Raw genomic sequence first — 17,452 nt, forward strand, 5'->3', positions numbered from 1 at the left:
GGGTGTGAAGCGCTAAGCGTTTGGCGGTGGTTTAACTATGGCAATTTACTAAAATCGATTTCAGGTTTTTTGTTCCCCGGTTTTCTGATAAAAACGGTTTTAGGCGGTATAAAATTATTAAAAAACCCACAGTTTTTAAGGTAAAAATTATTTTCAGCAAGCCCTCCAGCATAATCTTTGCGATAATTTATCGTGCCGGTGTTATCTGTAGTGAAGCGAGCGGTGGTTACCTCGCTCCAATTTCCTTTGGTATCATAAATCCACTGGTTTTTAAAAATTACCGTTCGCGTTTGATCTCCAGTTTCCGGAACAAAATTTTCCAAAAAAGAATGCAGTCGCTTTAAATAGGTTTGGGTTTGAGGGCGCTTAAATGAGGCTATCAGTTGCCATTGGTTCAGTTCGGGAGCAAAAAAGTAGGCGGTGTAGGTTGTATATCCATCGCCAGATGGCAACGCATGAAGCAAAAATTTATAGGTACTTTCTGCTTTCCAGTTATATTTCAAAATGCCCTGTCCGCCAGAACCCTCATCGCCAAACTCTCCTGTATACACGTTCTCCCCTTTGCTTACCATGATAATTTTATGGCTTTGAGGGATTTCTTTCGGATTATCTGTTTTAAAAGGACTCCAAACCGAAAATAGCACTCTTCTCTCTGTTGCAGAATTTACCTGGATGCCAAAATATCCTTCGGCAAAACCATTGGCCATAAAATAAGAACCTATTACGTCATTGCCTTTGGGCACTGTGATTTCATTGTAAAACCATTCTGCCTCAGTTTGCTCCTGCGTTTGATAGTTAAGGTGAACAGATGGTCCTCGCCGACCCCAATAAAAGTAATTACCTTCATTACTTTTAACATAAGAGGTTCGTTCATTTATAGCAGTGCCTTCAATACTTAGCGATTCAATGGATGGAAAGTGATTTTCTGATCTGCTGATTCCTTTTATCGTGAGGGCCACATAACCTGTGTCTTTAATATCCCAAGTGCCTACCGCATTTGCCGATTTTTTAGCTCCATCATACCTCATTCGGGTAATTTTCCCATCTATACCCCATTCGATTACTGCTTTACCTCTAAGGTTGTTGATTTTATGAACAGAAATAACCAGCGAACCTGGTTGGGTAATTCGAAGGTACGCGGTGATGATTTCGTTAGGGTCGGTCCAGTTTTCAATCCCTCGGTCGGTTATTTTTGCTCCGTGTGAGTGGGTAATATATGTATTGCCACCCAAGGGCAGGATTATACTTTGTGCAAATGAAATAGAGGAAATAGCTAAAAAGGAGGCAAGAAGAATGAATTTAAATCGCATATTTTTAAAGTTTGGGCGTATGCGGTAAACTAATCGCCATACGCTTATCGCATATTGAAATGCTATTTACTAAACCGCTCTGCAAACACTTTTTCTAGGGCAAACATTTCATCACGCATTCTGGCTGCCATTAAGAAATCCATATCCTTTGCTGCTTTCTGCATATCTTTTCTTGTTTTATCGATTGCTTTTTTCATTTCATCCTTGGTCATGTATTGTACAATTGGGTCGGCAGCAATGCTTACCTCATCAATTTCAACATAGGCCTTATTTCTCGCCTTACTCTCAGAAAAATCGAGTACAGAGCTTTGCTCGATAATTTCTTCTCGTGTTTTACCAATTGTTTTTGGCGTTATTCCATTCTCTAAGTTATAGGCAATCTGTTTATCTCTTCTCCGATTGGTTTCGTCAATGGTTCTATCCATCGAATCGGTCATTTGGTCTGCATACATGATTACCCGGCCCCTATCGTTTCGCGCAGCCCGTCCAATAGTTTGGATTAATGCCCTATCCGAGCGTAAAAACCCTTCTTTATCGGCATCTAAAATCGCCACCAAACTCACCTCCGGCAAGTCCAACCCTTCGCGCAATAGGTTAATCCCGACCAACACATCAAATTCGCCCAAACGTAGGCCACGTAGGATATCTACTCTTTCCAGAGTTTTAACTTCTGAGTGTATGTAACGGCATTTAATATTTAAACGATCCATATACTTGGTCAGTTCTTCGGCCATGCGCTTGGTTAAGGTAGTTACCAGAACACGATCTCCCATTTTAATGGTCTTATCGATCTCGTCTAATAGATCATCAACTTGGTTAATTGCTGGTCGCACCTCAATTATTGGATCTAGGAGTCCCGTAGGTCTAATTACCTGTTCAACAATCACACCCTCCGTTTTCTCCAATTCGTATGCTGCAGGTGTAGCACTTACATAAATGGTTTGGGGTGCCAATCGTTCAAACTCATCAAAATTAAGGGGCCTATTGTCTAAAGCAGAAGGTAAGCGGAAACCATATTCTACTAAACTCATCTTACGCGAGCGATCGCCTCCATACATTGCCCTAATTTGTGGTACGGTTACGTGGCTTTCATCAATTACCATTAAATAGTCGTCTGGAAAGTAGTCCAACAGGCAGAAAGGTCTCATACCTGGCGATCTTCCATCAAAGAACCGTGAATAGTTTTCAATTCCAGAGCAATATCCAAGTTCCTTCATCATTTCGATATCGAAGTTAACGCGCTCTTCCAATCGTTTCGCTTCTAGCAATTGTCTATCGTTCATCAATTGGTTCTTCCGCAGTTCCAATTCCTCTTGTATGCCCCAGATTGAAGAGTTAAATTTCTCTTTAGGGGTAACGAACAGGTTGGCCGGATAAATGGCCATATCCTCTAACTTCTCTAAGGTTTTTCCGGTAATGGGGTCAATTACGGTTAGTTCTTCAATATCATCGCCAAAGAAAGAAACGCGATAGGCGCTATCTAGATATGCTGGAAATATATCAACTGTGTCTCCCTTAACCCGAAATGTTCCGCGCTTAAAATCATTAATGGTTCTGGCATATAAAATTTCTACCAAGCTGTGCAAGAACGAATTTCTACTTATTCGTGTACCTACGCCAAAACGAAATACAGATCTCGAAAAATCTTCTGGATTTCCCATACCATAAATACAGGAAATAGACGAAACCACAATTACATCGCGCCTGCCCGACATTAAAGCAGAAGTAGTACGCAACCTCAGTTTTTCTATTTCTTCGTTGATACTTAGATCTTTCTCAATGTAGGTATTGGTAGTAGGCATGTAAGCCTCCGGCTGATAATAATCGTAATAAGAAACAAAATAATTGACGGCATTTTCGGGGAAGAATTGTTTAAACTCTCCGTAAAGTTGGGCGGCAAGGGTTTTATTATGACTTAAAATCAATGTTGGTTTCTGGGTTTGCTCAATTACGTTAGCAATGGTAAAGGTTTTCCCTGAACCTGTTACTCCCAACAATGTCTGATAATGCTCGTTGGCATTAACGCCTTCGACAAGCTGTTTAATGGCGGTTGGCTGATCGCCGGTGGGCTTATAATCTGAAGTGAGTCTGAATTTCATGGTAGGATAAAGATAGCAGTCTGGAGTCAAAATTCGGTAGTCTAAAAGTCTGATTTTTCAACAAAAACTAGTGGGGAGTTGGGAGTTTGTAAGGATCCGCCCTTGCGAGGTTGTTTTTTTCAGCCGAAGCAATCTCCTTGCCGATGGGACGCTTAATCCGTCAGCAAGGCGATTGCCTCCCTGCTGCAGGTAGGCTTCGGTCTTGAAGGAAGGCCTCGCAAAGGCGGCAAAGAAAAAGCCCATCCAGAAAATTCTAGATGGGCTTTTTCATTAACTTACGAAGTCTGAGAGACTTCGTAAGTTTTTATTATTTTCCTTTCTTCTCCAACTGCATTGGGTTTGCTCCAACAGATTGTCCTCTTGCCGGAGCGCCACCTGCACGCATTTTAAATAATTGGAACTTGGTTGGTGTTGCTCCTGATCCCCAAGTATTATTGGTTTCGTCGATATCGGCAGTTTCACGCATCGGATCTAATTTAATTGAGGCAACTTCTTTATCATGCACATAGAATTTAGACGCTTTCAATTCGTTCAGTCTCCAGATCTGGGCTGGTATTCTATCTACCATTTTGGTGCCGTCCTTAAAGGTAAACTCAACGATGATCGGCATTACCAAACCACCTTTATTTCCAAAACTTAGCTCGTAGAAGAACTTATTGGCATATTTAGCTTTTTCATCTGCTGTAAATTCTTCCATAGGAAGTCTGGCCTGGGTAGTAGCCTTAGGCATTTGGGTGGTATCAATTTCAACCATGCCCCTGTCATATTTCCAGTAGAAATCTCTTGCAGCTAAATCTTTATCCGTATAAAATTTGATGTTACCGTTTTCTCGGTTTCTGATCTTAGAAATATCTTCAAATGGGTTTACAGATGGCCTATCCACCCTTGATCCTCTTGCGCCACCAGCACCATTACCAAATCTTCCTCCACCGTTTCCAGCAGCAAGGCCTTCGTAACTTGCTTTTGCAAAGCGTACGCTATCTAATGAAATATCACAGGCATCTGTACCATAAAACCATCCTCTCCAAAACCAATCCAGGTCTTCGCCGCTGGCATCTTCCATTGTTCTAAATAAGTCTGCTGGAGTTGGATGTTTGAATGCCCATCTTCTCGAGTATTCCTTAAATGCATAATCAAATAATTCGCGGCCCATGATGGTTTCACGTAACATATTTAAACCTGTAGCTGGTTTTGAGTAGGCATTCGGTCCAAAATTAACAATGTTCTCAGAATTGGACATGATAGGTTCCAATTGGTCTTTGGACATTTTCATGTAAGGAACGATGGTATAAGCTGGGCCTTTTTTGCTTGGAAACTTATTGTCCCACAATTCTTCGGTTAAATATTCTACAAAAGAGTTTAAACCTTCGTCCATCCAGGTCCATTGACGCTCATCGCTATTGATGATCATTGGAAAGAAATTATGTCCTACTTCGTGGATAACAACCCCCAACATTCCGTTCTTTGTGCTTTCGCTATAGGTTCCATCAGCATCTGTACGACCGTAGTTGAAACAGATCATCGGATATTCCATTCCGTTAGCCGCCTCTATGCTTTGTGCAACCGGATAGGGATAAGGGATGGTAAAATCTGAATAGGTTTTAATGGTATGTGCAACTGCACGGGTAGAAAATTTACTGTATAAACTATAGGCTTCTTTACCATAAAAGCTCATGCACATTACATTTTTGGCATTACCTCGGATGGGTTGCGCCATGGCATCCCAAACAAATTTTCGTGAAGCTGTCCATGCAAAATCACGTACATTATTAGCTTGGAAAACCCATGTTTTTTTGGCGTCTGATTTTTTGGTCTCGGCAGCTTTTGCTTCCGCAAGGGTTACAATCTCTACTGGTGCAGTAGTACTAGTTGTTGCTTTATTATACCGGGCCAATTGGGTTGGCGTAAGTACTGCACTATAGTTTATGCATTCGCCCGTAGATCCCACCATGTGATCTGCTGGCACGGTCATCTGTACCTTAAAGTTTCCAAAAGTTAAAGCAAACTCGCCTCTTCCAGTAAACTGATGGTTTTGCCATCCTTGAAAATCGCTATATACGCACAAACGTGGATACCATTGGGTCATGGTAAAGAGGTAGTTTCCATCCTGCGGGAAAAATTCATATCCTCCGCGGCCACCACCAGCAATCCGATCGGTTATTTTATAGTTCCAGTCGATATTAAATATAAACTGTGCTCCAGACTTTAATGCAGGAACTTCAATCCTCATCATGGTCTTATTGATGGTATAGCTTAGTTTCTTTCCGGTAGCGTCAGTGATTTTGAGGATGGAGATTCCCAATCCATTGTCGACTGTTTTATCCGCACTTAAGTTATCTACTTGCGCCGGACTGGCACCAATCGGCATTCGACTGCTGCTTTGATAGCCTGCATTTCTTAAATTATTATGCTCATTCTCATCTAACTGGATCCAGATGTAGGTTAGCACATCGGGCGAATTGTTAAAATAGGTTATGGTTTCGCTGCCTTTTAACAGCAACTGCTTTTCATCAAGTTCACATTTGATGTTATAATCGGCACGTTGTTGCCAATATTTCACACCCGGGGCGCCACTTGCTGTACGTTGCTCATTGGGTGTACTTAGGATAGTACCCAACTGCTCAAACTTATTACCATGGTTACTTCCAGGATTATTAAGTATGTTTTGGGCAAAAATGCACTGACTGGTTAAAGCCAATAAAAGGAAACATTTGTAAAATTTATTCATCGTATATAAATTAGTAAGGAATTCTTTCTAAAGCCATTTTTAAAGCCAGGCTAAATACGGCTGCTGATAAAAATATCACCCAAGAGCTTCGTTTAATCCTAAAAAAGGAAAGGCCAACCCATGTGGCCATCAAAATCAGGATAACAAATAGGATCTGCCCAAATTCTAGTCCAACGTTAAATCCAAATAATCCCCAGCCCACATTTTGGTCCCTCGCCAACATCATTCTAACCGAATTTGCGAATCCCATGCCATGGATCAATCCAAACAACAATGCAAGGTAGTAATTTGTATTTATCGCTTTTAAAGAAAAATCCCTTTTAAGCAAATTGCTCAGCGCTGTAATAAAAATGGTACATGGAATTAGGAATTCTACCCACTTGCTCGAAAATCTGATCACATCCAATACACTAAGAAATAGGGTTAACGAGTGGCCGATGGTAAACGCAGTAACCAGAATTAAAACCTGTTTTAAGTTCTTGGCGGTATAAACCGTTACCAATGCCAAGATAAAAAGTTGGTGGTCCAATGCATCAAGGCTTACAATATGCAACCACCCTAACTTAAAATAAAACAGAAAATCGCTTAGTGGCATAATTGATGTGACTATATGTAAAAGCTTTGCTATTTTTGAAAGCTAAAAATAAATTCTTTTTAATTATTAAATCCAAATCAAGCTTAAATGACTGCTATCTCTTCGAAATTGTTACTCATTTCATTGATTTTTCCTCTTTTTTTAAGTCTAGAAAAAAAACATCCACTACATGTGAGCACTACGGAGATTAATTTCAACGCGAAAGAAAAAAGCTTGGAGATTAGCTGTAGAATTTATACCGATGATTTCGAATCTGTTTTAGCCAAGCAACTCAAAGCCAAAATAGATCTCACTAAACCCAATATGCATAAAGCGATGGAAGAATTGGTAAAAAAATACATGGTAGCACATTTGCAGTTTCAGGTAAATGGGAAAAGTGCTACACCCCAGTATGTAGGGTTTGAGAAAGATGACGAAGCTACCAACGTATATCTGGAAATAACCAACATCGCTTCCTTCCAGAAAATAAACGTGACAAATAGCGTACTTTATGATCTTTTCGACGATCAGATGAATATTTTACATGTTGAAAAAGGAGGGATTAGAAAAAGTACACATGTAAATTACCCAAATCGAGAGTTAAGCATTATATTTAATTAGGGGCTAATGGTGCATAGATCATAGTTCATAGACATGATGCCTATACTCCCGAGCTATGAACTATTTGCCATGAACCATGAACCTCTCTAAAAATATTACAAATTCTTATTCACTTAATTAAGATTTACGAATATCTTTAAGCACTTATGCAGTTGTTAATATATAGCCCTAAAGTTACGCCCAGGATAAAGTATATTTTCAACTTTATTTTTAGGGAAATTTTAAGTTGTGATTTTGAATTTACCAGCATTGCTGCCGATTTCGCAATTAGTAAGGCCCCAAAAATCAGCTATAGCGATATGCCATTGGGCGATGAACTGTTCTTTTGCTGTTCTCCCCTTTTAATAAAGCATAAAGTTGAACATTTAGACCTTAAGATAACCACTTTTGGCGATCAACAGGTTCCGTTTGCGGTAGAAAAGGGCACTTTGCCTTTCGATGTTTTCGCAGCTTCATTCTATTTTTTAAGCCGTTATGAAGAATACCTCCCCTTTGAGGCCGATGAACACCAACGTTATCCCGCAGAGTTAAGCTTACAATATAAATTAGATCTTTTAAAAACTCCAATTATTGATAAGTGGGCCATTATTTTAAAAAATATTCTGATTAAAAAATTTCCCTCTTTAACGTTTGGCAGGAGAAAATTCAAGTTTGTACCAACTATTGATGTAGATAGGGCCTATCATTTTAGATCTAGTGGATTAGTAAAAAATACGGCCCGAATTATCAAAGCTGCCGTAAATTTAAATACAGAGAAGATCGTCGATATCATTAAGACAGGCCTTGGCAAGCATGATCCGTTTGATACGTACGACTATTTATCTTCCATTCATCAACAGTATAAGCTCCAGCCCATTTTCTTTTTCTTATTGGCTAAACAGGGCCATGAAGAGTTTGATCAGAACATAAATCCAGAAGATGAGGTTTTTAAGAACCTGATCCATGAGGTTTCGGCAACTGCACAGATTGGTGTCCATACTTCTTATGCCTCAAATATCGAAACCAAAAAGATAAGTGAGGAACTGCATGCACTTCAACTAATTACACAGAAAAAGATCGATGCGTCGCGGCAGCATTTCCTTAAAATACATTTGCCCCAAACCTATCTTCAACTGATAAAAGCAGGCATCAATCATGATTATTCTATGGGCTATGCCTCTCAAATAGGATTTAGGGCCGGCACCTGTACTTCATTTTTTTGGTACGACCTTCAATTAGAGAAACAAGCCCATTTAAAAGTGCATCCGTTTGCGGTTATGGATGTAACCTTACAACAATATTTAAAGTTAAGCCCCAACGAAGCTATAGCAAAGATTGAGGAACTGCTTTCGAATGTAAAGTTGGTTGACGGCACTTTTTGTAGTTTATGGCATAATGAATCACTTTCGGAAACAGGAAAATGGAAGGGCTGGAAAATGGTATATGATGAGATGCTGAAGAGCAGTAGCGAATAAAATCTAAAAAAACCATATAAAACATCGAAGAGAATATAAGTTCGCCCTCTTAAATGGCCTTATATTTCTTATATGGTTTATCACGAATTGCTGAGAAGTAGTATTGAGTAGTGCGTAGTGCGTATTGAGACAGGATGCAGAGCATAGTGTCCCTATATATCACGCTTAAAACAGCATTTTGCTTAGGCATACTCCTATGTGCTCCCAATCTCAATACGCAGTACGCTGTACGCTATACTGACCATTGACTATGGACTATCGACTATGGACTAAAATCCTTATATTTACTCTATGATCTTCGACCTAAGCAAAACCCCATCAATTGCTAATACTTTTATTGCTGAATTAAGAGATGAAGTAATCCAGAAAGATTCCATGCGTTTTAGAAAAAATCTGGAGCGTTTAGGTGCTTTTTTTGCTTTCGAAATAAGCAAAACCTTAAATTATATAGAAACAGACACGCAAACTCCCTTAGGCATAGCAAAAAGTAATGTATTGGCGCAACAACCTGTATTGGCTACCATTTTAAGAGCGGGTCTACCCATGCAAACTGGTTTACTAAGTGTCTTTGATCAAGCAGACTGTGCTTTTATTACTGCTTATCGCAAAACAAAGAAAAATGGAGATTTCATTATTCAGATGGAACATATCTCTGCTCCAGATCTAGAAGGAAAAGTGGTGATCCTAGCCGATCCGATGTTGGCAACCGGATTAAGCATGGTACTTTGCGCCAAAGAACTGATCAACCGTTTCAAAATTAAAAAACTCCACATCGTGGCAGCCATTGCCAGCACAGAAGGCGTAAAACATGTACGTGCCAACCTTCCAAAGGCCGATCTTTGGCTGGGTGCAATTGATGATGAAATGACGAGCAAATCCTATATCGTACCCGGATTAGGGGATGCAGGAGATTTGGCTTTTGGGCTGAAACAGTAATCAGTTTTCTCCCGATAGCTAGCGGGATTTCAGTTTTCAGTTGGTTCAATTTACAACGTTACAACGATCAATACAAATGAACGTCCTTTTTATCTGCAGTAGAAACAAATGGAGAAGCTTAACCGCAGAAACGATTTATCAAAATCATCCATTGCATCAAGTTAGATCCGCAGGCACATCAGCATCCGCCAGAATTAAAATCAGTTCGAAACTAATACATTGGGCAGACCTTATTTTTGTGATGGAGAAAGAGCATAGAACTAGAATCCAAGGAAATTTTAGGGATGAATTGCAGGGAAAAAAAATTGTTGTTTTAGAAATTCCAGACGATTATCAATATATGGACAAAGAACTGATCTCAGAAATCGAGAATAAGGTTGGGCCCTACCTTTAACTAAAAATGTTGTGTTATTTTAAGTAATTTTGTTCCTATTAACTTGGAAACACTCACAATTCACAACTCAAGTGATCAAACATATCTTCTTCGACCTAGACCACACCATTTGGGATTTTGATCGCAATGCGCAGGAAACCTTATTAGAACTTTATGAAGTTTATAAGCTGAAAGCATTAGGGCTTCATTCGGCCGAAAAATTTATCGAGCGCTATACAGAGAACAATCATCGCCTATGGCAACGCTACCATTTAGGCGAGATTACCAAAGAGACCCTAAGAGAAGAAAGGTTTAAAAATACGTTTTTGGAATTGGGTGTACAGCCCGATCAAGTACCACATCAGTTTGAAGACGATTATGTAAAGATGAGCCCCACCAAAACCAATCTTTTCGAAGGAGCGCAAAGGGTGTTGGCCTATTTACAACAGAAATATCAGTTGCACATTATTTCAAATGGCTTTAAAGAAACCACACTAACAAAAATGAACCTTTCGGGCCTAAACCCCTATTTTACGCAAGTAATTATTTCTGAAGATGTAGGGGTTAACAAGCCTAATAAATTAATCTTTGAGCAGGCTTTATCAAGAGCGGGCGCCTCAAAAGAAGAAAGCATCATGATTGGCGATAGTTTGGAGGCCGATGTCCGTGGAGCACAGGACTTTGGAATGCAGGCCATTTTCTTCAATCCCTTAAAAATTGAACAGCCTGCCGATGTAGTTTGGCAAATTTTTAGTCTCGAAGAACTGCTCGACCATTTTTAATCTTTTCCATGCTGAGGAACACATCAAAATGCATTCACCAACATACATGGCTATAGATCCGCAAGGTTTTATCGGTTTCATTATTTAGTAAAAAACCATTGGCATGTGTTATTCGTTTATAAGAAAAATTGCCGTATGCCCTAGAAATAGGCAATTGATAAACTGATACACCTATGGAGAATACCGAAGAGGATAGACTTAAGTTGGTTAGAGAATTCAATAACTTAGATTTCAACAACAATAAGGAACTTAAAGAAATCGTAAAGTTTGTTAGTGAAATCTGCGAAACCCCTATCGCTATGGTAACCTTAATGGAGCATGATATCCAATGGATCCGGATTTCGACCGTGCCCAGCCCGGATTCGAATACGAGGGAGAATTCTTTCTGTAGATACTTGGCCGATTCGAACTCGGTAATGGTGGTAAATGATGCCTTGGAAGATATCAGATTTATTAATAACCCACTTGTATTAGCCTATGGCTTGCGTTTCTATGCCGGTGCCCCATTAATTACTAAGAGCGGCTATCAACTCGGCTCACTTTGTGTATTTGACCAACAACCACGCGAATTTACCGAACAACAGAAGACTGCACTTTCAATTCTTTCAAGGCAAGTGATCAATCTCATGGAACTACAAATGGGTATGATTTTGCTAGAGCAACAAAAACAAAAGACAGAGTTATCAGAACGTAAACTAAGGGCTTTTTTTAACAGTTCAGAATCCTGCCATATCTTAATTGATAAGAATCTTGAAGTAGTAGATTTCAATAAAGCTACATCGTGTTTTTTTAAGACAAAAAATCATAAAAAAATCTGCAATGGCACAAATATACTCGACTATGTAACCCCCAGTTATCAGCAAGAATTTTTGTATGGTTTTAAGAAAGCGCTTAAAGGCAGACCAAACAGCAAAGAAATTTTAATAAACTATGGGGCTAAACACTCTATCTGGTGGAACATCTCTTTCGCTCCGGTAAAAGACGAAGAGGGTACTATTAATTATGTAAGCTACAATGCTACCAATATCAACGACAATAAGAACTACATGCAGGAAATTACCATGCAAAATGAGTCATTAAAAAATATTGCCTACATCCAGTCGCACGAATACCGTAAGCCCGTATCCTCTATTCTTGGATTGATGGGCATTATTAGTAATGATAACTATGAGCCGAATAAAGAATGCCTGCTAATGATGGAAGAAGCCGTTAACGATCTTGATGAAAAAATTAGAAGTGTGGTAGGAGCTACAGAAACTGTAATTGTCAAAAAAGCTTCTTTAAAACACTTACCCGTTTCAGAACTGGCAAAAGCCAAGGCCTATACGATGCAATAATAAATTTAGTTGTCGCCTTGCTTTAAGCATTCAAACGTCTATCGCGGCGCATAGCACTATACTTTAGACAGAAATAGTAGTTCAAACACACTCCTATACAAAAAGTGCATGTTAGGTGGGAGATAAATAAAGATTAACTTTATCTTATGAATATTGCTCCCATCTATAAATCGATCATCAACATTGTTGAATCCTATAAAAAAAGACTTTCTAAGTATGCTGAAGCGGACTTTACGCTTACTCCACCCATAGGGGGATGGAGTTTTAGCGAGGTATATTCCCACATTTTTGATTCTAGTTTACTTTCACTAATGGCACTGGGAACTACTGTTAAGGGTGAGGGAAGGGATGAAGCCACAAATTTTGCAGTTAAACTGATTTTGTTCTTTGGAACTTTACCTCCCGGAAAAAAGTATGAAGCCCCTACCCGCTTAAAAGATCGGGTAAAGAAAATCACACTTATCGAAGCACAACAGTTTATTGATGATTTTGAAGTTGAAATTGAAAAACTCTACCCCCACATTAAAGGGGCCAATCCAAAAATAAAAGTGATGCATCCGCGATTAGGTTATCTTAACGCAAAACAATGGCTTCGGTTTATAGAAATCCATTTGAAACATCATTTGAAACAAATCAAGAGAATTGAAAAAAGTTTTGGCTAAGTTCGTGTTCGATCATACCGATTAAAACTAAATCCTTACCACATTAATTTTCGCATATTTGCCTACATGAAATTCCCAGCCATAAAAGGTTTTGATGAAGCTGCATTTAACAAGTATTTAAAAAATACCGGCTGGTTGATGTTGGGCCGTGTTGGAAGCCTCGTTATTAAAATGGCCGTTAGTATAAAAGTGGCCAATTATCTATTGCCCAATGGTAATGGATTATTAAATTCTTCCACTTCTTATATTTTTCTGTTCACTGCCTTAGCTAGTTTAGGACTAGATAGTTTTATTGTAAAAGAACTCCATCAATACCCTAAGGAAAGGGATTCGATTTTAGGCACTTCCTTCTTTTTGAAAACCTTTGCTGGACTGTCTTGTCTGCCGTTGATTTTTATAGCCTGGCAATTTTTTCCTCTTACAGACATTCCTTACCTGTTTATTTTCATTTTATCTTTTATCGGACTATTTCAATCGGCCACCATAATCGATTCCTATTTTCAATCTGAGGTAAAATCAAAATATATTATGCAGGTTCAGATTTTAGGGAATATACTATCTGCCATAATCAAGCTTTCGCTGATTTTCGTATTTTCTGCAGACATCATTTATTTCATCTATGCCTACGCTCTTGATGTATTGCTCGTTTCATTAGGTTATTTCTTAGTTTACCAAAAACAGGGGCTAAGTGTATTTAACTGGAAATTTGATAAAGAGCTTGCCAAAAAATTGCTTCAATTATCATGGCCATTGATTGTTGCCGGTATCATGGTTTCGGTTTATATGAAGATAGATGTGATTATGTTAAAGGAGATTTTAGGCGAGAGCGGTACAGCAGCCTCAGGAGCATATGCTACTGTGGTGATGTTTAGCGAAGCCTTGAATTTTGTACCAATAGTTATTGTTTCTTCGCTCTTTCCTGCAATTTTAAATGCCCGAAGAGATGATCCCGAACGGTATAAAAAGCGCCTAGGCAACCTTTTCGACTTGATGGTTTGGCTTAGTTTGTCTTTTGCGATTTTCATTACTTTTGCATCCCCTCTAATTTATAGGCTTTTTAAACCTGCTTACGCGACTGCCGCACCCGTATTATCAATGCACGTATGGGGAAGTATTTTTGTTTTTCTTGGTGTGGCAAGTAGCCAGTTTTTAATTGCCGAAGGATTTAGTAAACTAACTTTCATTCGTACAGGAGTTGGTGCGATTGTTAATATTGTCCTCAATCTAATCTTAATTCCCAGAATGGGGATGATGGGTACGGCCATAGCCACTGTAATTGCCTATTTTTCTGCCACATTTCTAATTCTCTTTTTCCCAAAAACCCGTCCCCAAGGAATAATGATGTTAAAATCGTTATTTTTGGTGTCCGCATTTCAAAAAATAGTTAAACGTTGAGTATATTCAAAGCACTAGCAACATTAGTAAGCAAACCAAAAAGGCTTAAGGCCCTATTATCCCATGGCCACAAAGGTTATTTAGACACGATTGGATGGTTCAAGGCCTTTGATAGCCGTCAAGCAGTAGATGCCTCGGGCGAACCCTTACCGTGGGTAACCTATTCTTTCATCGATTTTATTAAAGAAAGATTAAACAAGAACCTCTCCATATTCGAGTACGGCTCTGGAAACTCCACCTTATTTTATGCAAAAAGAACCCGAAGAGTGGTTTCGGTTGAACACGATGAAAATTGGTTTAAAAAAATTGTAAAAGAAAAGGCCGAAAATGCTGAGATGATCTTCACCAACCTTGAGAAAGGAGGAGAGTACAGTAAAAAAGCGGCTTTATTGGGAGAAAAGTTCGACATCATAATAGTGGATGGGAGAGATCGGGTTAATTGCGTGAAAAACAGTGTTGAAGCCCTAACCACATCTGGTGTTTTGGTTTTAGACGACTCGGAACGTGAGATTTATCAGGAAGCAAGAACATATTTAACAGAAAAAGGATTTAAGGAATTACCTTTTACCGGTATCTCTCCGGGATTGTTCTATAATAAAGCCACATCAGTTTTTTATAGAGCTGATAACTGTTTGGGAATCTAGGAGATTTAACATTTCGTAAAACAATTCTAGGTGGATAATATTATCTTTATGCCTAGCCACACCTAACAACTTATCGTTTAACATGCAAAATTTTGCACCTATAGCACTTTTCGTTTATAATCGGCCGCAGCATACCGAGCGCACGATTAAGTTTTTAAAACAAAATGAGCTGGCGGCAGAAAGTAGGCTTTTCATTTTCTCGGATGGGGCAAAAACCAAGCAGGAAGAGGATAAAGTAAAAGAAGTACGAGAATTGATCCAAAAAACCGATGGATTTAAAAGTGTAGAGATTATAGAAAGCAAAGAGAATTTAGGATTGGCCAATTCGATAATTGCCGGAGTAAGCAGATTAGTAGATACCTATCAACAGGTTATCGTATTTGAAGACGATCTCATTTCTTCACCATATACCTTAACCTATTTTAATGAAGCGCTTAACATCTACCGGAATGAAGATAAGGTGATGCATATTGGCGCATACATGTACCCACTAAAAAGTCAGGGCCTACCCGAAAGTTTTTTTTATCGGGCCGCAACGAGTTGGGGATGGGCTACTTGGGCAAGGGCCTGGAAAAATTTTGAGCCAGACATTGACATATTAATGAAACAGTTTGATACCAAAAAAAAATATGCTTTTGCTATAGACAATAGCATGAATTTTTGGAAACAGATGAAAGATTTTAAGCGTGGGAAGAATAATTCCTGGGCAATCCGATGGTATGCATCAATTTTCTTAAATGGTGGACTAACCTTAAATCCTTCCCAATCTTTGGTAAATAACATTGGTCATGATGGGACAGGTGTGCATTCGGGTATGAATGATATTTACAATGTAATCATCAACCCTAAACCTATCGTTAAGTTCCCTCAATTAATTGAGGAAGATCCTGTGGCTTACGAGACGATCAAAACCTTCTTGGCAAACAGAAAAGGGAACATGATGATCAGGATCAAACGTTTTGTAAAGGAAAGGTTAGCGAAATATTTTTCAAAGTAATTTCCGGAGATCAATAGGCCCAATAGCGATTACCTCTTTTATTAGCTTCTGCTTTTAGCGCATTTACCGCGGTCATTACCTCATCCATTTCTTTTTTATAATGGGTTTCTCTATCCTTGCATTCTGCATACAAAAGCCTAGTAAATAACAGCGTTTTTCTGGTGATCTTTTCATAGTCAGCCCTAATTAGAGCGTGCTCCTCATCCAGTTCTAGTTCCTGCATCCTGCCAACGATTTCTAAATTTCTTTGCCACACCTCAATTCCATCGGTGCGAACCAATTTTAATTTCTGTAGCGTGGGCATATCCACAGGGATGGACTTTACATTAGAATACGCCTCGGTATTTTCCCTAAATTCCTGTTCTAAACTAGAAAATTTCTTCAGTTGATATAAGGGCACCGAGAGTAAGAATGCCGCGGCAAAGCCAAGTGTAAAAATGAAAACGGCAGCATACCGATAGGCCGCTTTTATCTTCCATCCATTTACTTTTTCATTGATTAGAATGAGACAGATTAAAAATCCACTGATCAATCCACCCATATGCGCACTATTGTCTACCAGTCCTCTCAAACCGTTTAGCAATAGGAATGCACAAACTAGTGTTGTACTGATCAGCATTGCTTTAGTTGCATTTTTTTCAAAGGTTTTACTAATTAATAAGGCAATAAATGCACCAAAAAGACCAAAAATAGGCCCTGAAGCTCCGCCGATATAGCCCTTATCATGAATTAGTATACTCAATAGCCCCCCGCAGATCCCGCTCAATAGATAAACGGTTAGAAATTTCTTTGAGCCTAATTTATTTTCAACCATGAGGCCGATATAAATAAGGGCGTACATGTTAAAAAAGATATGCATAATGCCCCAATGAACAAATTGGTAGGTAATCAAGCGCCAGAAATCGCCCCGGAGTATAAGTTCTTTGTTGCCCGCCCCTATAAGTTTGCCCAGATCTCCAAAGACTTCTGGAATATCATGCTTTAAAAGATAAATATGATAGAAGAAAGAGACAACGGTAATCAGCATAAAGAACCCAATATTGGCAAAAAGCAAAATTGGCGTTACCAGGTAACCTTTTTGTGGATATAACAGGTATAGAATATTCTTGATTTTATTTTTCGCTGTAAGGGGGGCTTTTTCAAAATATTCATCATCTTGATTAGCTATAAAATCATGAAATTTGGCAAGACTTTCATCCCAACTATTTTGGAGATGAAATTCTACATACTCGAATTCGTGGAAAAATTTTTCGAGGTTGGCCGCATTTTTTCCATAATCGTTAAACCAGAGTTGGATGCCGATACATTCGCTTTTGGCAATGGCAAAATTGGAGACAATACGAATAGAAACCTCTTCACTATACGATTGGAAGGAAAGTGGAGTATACGCTATCAATCCCGTTTCGGAAATGTGGCTCAAGTTCCAACCTAAATTTTCTATAGCTTGCTTTGCAATGATCAAGTATTTGTCTATTGGGAAATCTCCCAATGGAATATACTTTTCAATTTTTGGCGAGTAGCCCCAGCTAATGCTCATGAG

General features: G+C 38.9%; 15 protein-coding genes. 10 read left to right on the plus strand and 5 right to left on the minus strand.

Features of this window, described 5'->3' with window-relative positions:
• Positions 1-35 precede the first annotated feature (35 nt).
• The 4 genes from AC6H0V_RS13140 to AC6H0V_RS13155 form a co-directional block, all read right to left on the minus strand.
• Positions 36-1,310 carry a DUF3472 domain-containing protein gene (locus tag AC6H0V_RS13140; RefSeq protein WP_497560647.1) on the minus strand — a complete coding sequence of 425 codons (1,275 nt, stop codon included), beginning with the start codon at positions 1,308-1,310 and terminating at the stop codon, positions 36-38.
• 62 nt (positions 1,311-1,372) lie between these two features.
• Complete coding sequence (gene uvrB, locus AC6H0V_RS13145) at positions 1,373-3,409, minus strand: excinuclease ABC subunit UvrB (RefSeq protein WP_497560648.1); 2,037 nt, start codon at positions 3,407-3,409, stop codon at positions 1,373-1,375.
• A gap of 307 nt (positions 3,410-3,716) precedes the next feature.
• Positions 3,717-6,137 carry a M1 family metallopeptidase gene (locus AC6H0V_RS13150; protein ID WP_497560649.1) on the minus strand — a complete coding sequence of 807 codons (2,421 nt, stop codon included), beginning with the start codon at positions 6,135-6,137 and terminating at the stop codon, positions 3,717-3,719.
• Positions 6,138-6,147: 10 nt separating this feature from the next.
• Positions 6,148-6,732: a HupE/UreJ family protein gene (locus tag AC6H0V_RS13155; protein WP_497560650.1), complete on the minus strand. Its 585-nt coding sequence runs from the start codon at positions 6,730-6,732 to the stop codon at positions 6,148-6,150.
• A gap of 87 nt (positions 6,733-6,819) precedes the next feature.
• Here AC6H0V_RS13155 and AC6H0V_RS13160 point away from each other — a divergent pair, with 87 nt between their 5' ends.
• From AC6H0V_RS13160 to AC6H0V_RS13205, 10 genes are all read left to right on the plus strand, one after another.
• Positions 6,820-7,332, plus strand: a complete 513-nt coding sequence (locus AC6H0V_RS13160) for a DUF6702 family protein (protein WP_497560651.1) — start codon at positions 6,820-6,822, stop codon at positions 7,330-7,332.
• Between the two features lie 146 nt (positions 7,333-7,478).
• The gene (locus AC6H0V_RS13165; protein ID WP_497560652.1) at positions 7,479-8,786 is read left to right on the plus strand and encodes a polysaccharide deacetylase family protein; all 1,308 of its coding nucleotides are present in this window, start codon (positions 7,479-7,481) and stop codon (positions 8,784-8,786) included.
• 291 nt (positions 8,787-9,077) lie between these two features.
• Positions 9,078-9,722, plus strand: a complete 645-nt coding sequence (gene upp / locus AC6H0V_RS13170; protein ID WP_497560653.1) for a uracil phosphoribosyltransferase — start codon at positions 9,078-9,080, stop codon at positions 9,720-9,722.
• 76 nt (positions 9,723-9,798) lie between these two features.
• Positions 9,799-10,116 carry a low molecular weight protein tyrosine phosphatase family protein gene (locus AC6H0V_RS13175; RefSeq protein ID WP_497560654.1) on the plus strand — a complete coding sequence of 106 codons (318 nt, stop codon included), beginning with the start codon at positions 9,799-9,801 and terminating at the stop codon, positions 10,114-10,116.
• A gap of 71 nt (positions 10,117-10,187) precedes the next feature.
• Entirely contained in the window at positions 10,188-10,877 is a 690-nt protein-coding gene (locus tag AC6H0V_RS13180) for a YjjG family noncanonical pyrimidine nucleotidase (protein WP_497560655.1), read from the plus strand.
• A 173-nt stretch (positions 10,878-11,050) separates the two neighbouring features.
• Positions 11,051-12,214 carry a GAF domain-containing protein gene (locus AC6H0V_RS13185; RefSeq protein ID WP_497560656.1) on the plus strand — a complete coding sequence of 388 codons (1,164 nt, stop codon included), beginning with the start codon at positions 11,051-11,053 and terminating at the stop codon, positions 12,212-12,214.
• A gap of 146 nt (positions 12,215-12,360) precedes the next feature.
• Positions 12,361-12,876, plus strand: coding sequence for a DinB family protein (locus AC6H0V_RS13190; protein WP_497560657.1), 516 nt, complete (start codon positions 12,361-12,363; stop codon positions 12,874-12,876).
• A 66-nt stretch (positions 12,877-12,942) separates the two neighbouring features.
• Entirely contained in the window at positions 12,943-14,271 is a 1,329-nt protein-coding gene (locus tag AC6H0V_RS13195; protein ID WP_497560658.1) for a flippase, read from the plus strand.
• Complete coding sequence (locus tag AC6H0V_RS13200) at positions 14,268-14,915, plus strand: FkbM family methyltransferase (RefSeq protein WP_497560659.1); 648 nt, start codon at positions 14,268-14,270, stop codon at positions 14,913-14,915. Before AC6H0V_RS13195 ends, AC6H0V_RS13200 begins: the two co-directional genes overlap by 4 nt.
• Before the next feature lie 82 nt (positions 14,916-14,997).
• A complete protein-coding gene (locus tag AC6H0V_RS13205; RefSeq protein WP_497560660.1) occupies positions 14,998-15,912 on the plus strand; it encodes a glycosyltransferase in 915 nt (304 codons plus the stop codon).
• 10 nt (positions 15,913-15,922) lie between these two features.
• Here the strand turns inward: AC6H0V_RS13205 and AC6H0V_RS13210 are convergent, their stop codons facing one another.
• On the minus strand, positions 15,923-17,449 hold the full coding sequence (locus AC6H0V_RS13210; protein WP_497560661.1) for a rhomboid family intramembrane serine protease: 1,527 nt from the start codon (positions 17,447-17,449) through the stop codon (positions 15,923-15,925).
• Positions 17,450-17,452: the final 3 nt, after the last annotated feature.

The organism is Pedobacter sp. NO84, assembly GCF_059703915.1.

Excerpts from the sequence above, each read along its gene's own strand:
- AC6H0V_RS13140 (WP_497560647.1), bottom strand. The coding sequence starts at position 1,310 with ATGCGATTTAAATTCATTCTTCTTGCCTCCTTTTTAGCTATTTCCTCT.
- uvrB (WP_497560648.1), bottom strand. The coding sequence starts at position 3,409 with ATGAAATTCAGACTCACTTCAGATTATAAGCCCACCGGCGATCAGCCA.
- AC6H0V_RS13150 (WP_497560649.1), bottom strand. The coding sequence starts at position 6,137 with ATGAATAAATTTTACAAATGTTTCCTTTTATTGGCTTTAACCAGTCAG.
- AC6H0V_RS13155 (WP_497560650.1), bottom strand. The coding sequence starts at position 6,732 with ATGCCACTAAGCGATTTTCTGTTTTATTTTAAGTTAGGGTGGTTGCAT.
- AC6H0V_RS13160 (WP_497560651.1), top strand. The coding sequence starts at position 6,820 with ATGACTGCTATCTCTTCGAAATTGTTACTCATTTCATTGATTTTTCCT.
- AC6H0V_RS13165 (WP_497560652.1), top strand. The coding sequence starts at position 7,479 with ATGCAGTTGTTAATATATAGCCCTAAAGTTACGCCCAGGATAAAGTAT.
- upp (WP_497560653.1), top strand. The coding sequence starts at position 9,078 with ATGATCTTCGACCTAAGCAAAACCCCATCAATTGCTAATACTTTTATT.
- AC6H0V_RS13175 (WP_497560654.1), top strand. The coding sequence starts at position 9,799 with ATGAACGTCCTTTTTATCTGCAGTAGAAACAAATGGAGAAGCTTAACC.
- AC6H0V_RS13185 (WP_497560656.1), top strand. The coding sequence starts at position 11,051 with ATGGAGAATACCGAAGAGGATAGACTTAAGTTGGTTAGAGAATTCAAT.
- AC6H0V_RS13190 (WP_497560657.1), top strand. The coding sequence starts at position 12,361 with ATGAATATTGCTCCCATCTATAAATCGATCATCAACATTGTTGAATCC.
- AC6H0V_RS13195 (WP_497560658.1), top strand. The coding sequence starts at position 12,943 with ATGAAATTCCCAGCCATAAAAGGTTTTGATGAAGCTGCATTTAACAAG.
- AC6H0V_RS13205 (WP_497560660.1), top strand. The coding sequence starts at position 14,998 with ATGCAAAATTTTGCACCTATAGCACTTTTCGTTTATAATCGGCCGCAG.
- AC6H0V_RS13210 (WP_497560661.1), bottom strand. The coding sequence starts at position 17,449 with ATGAGCATTAGCTGGGGCTACTCGCCAAAAATTGAAAAGTATATTCCA.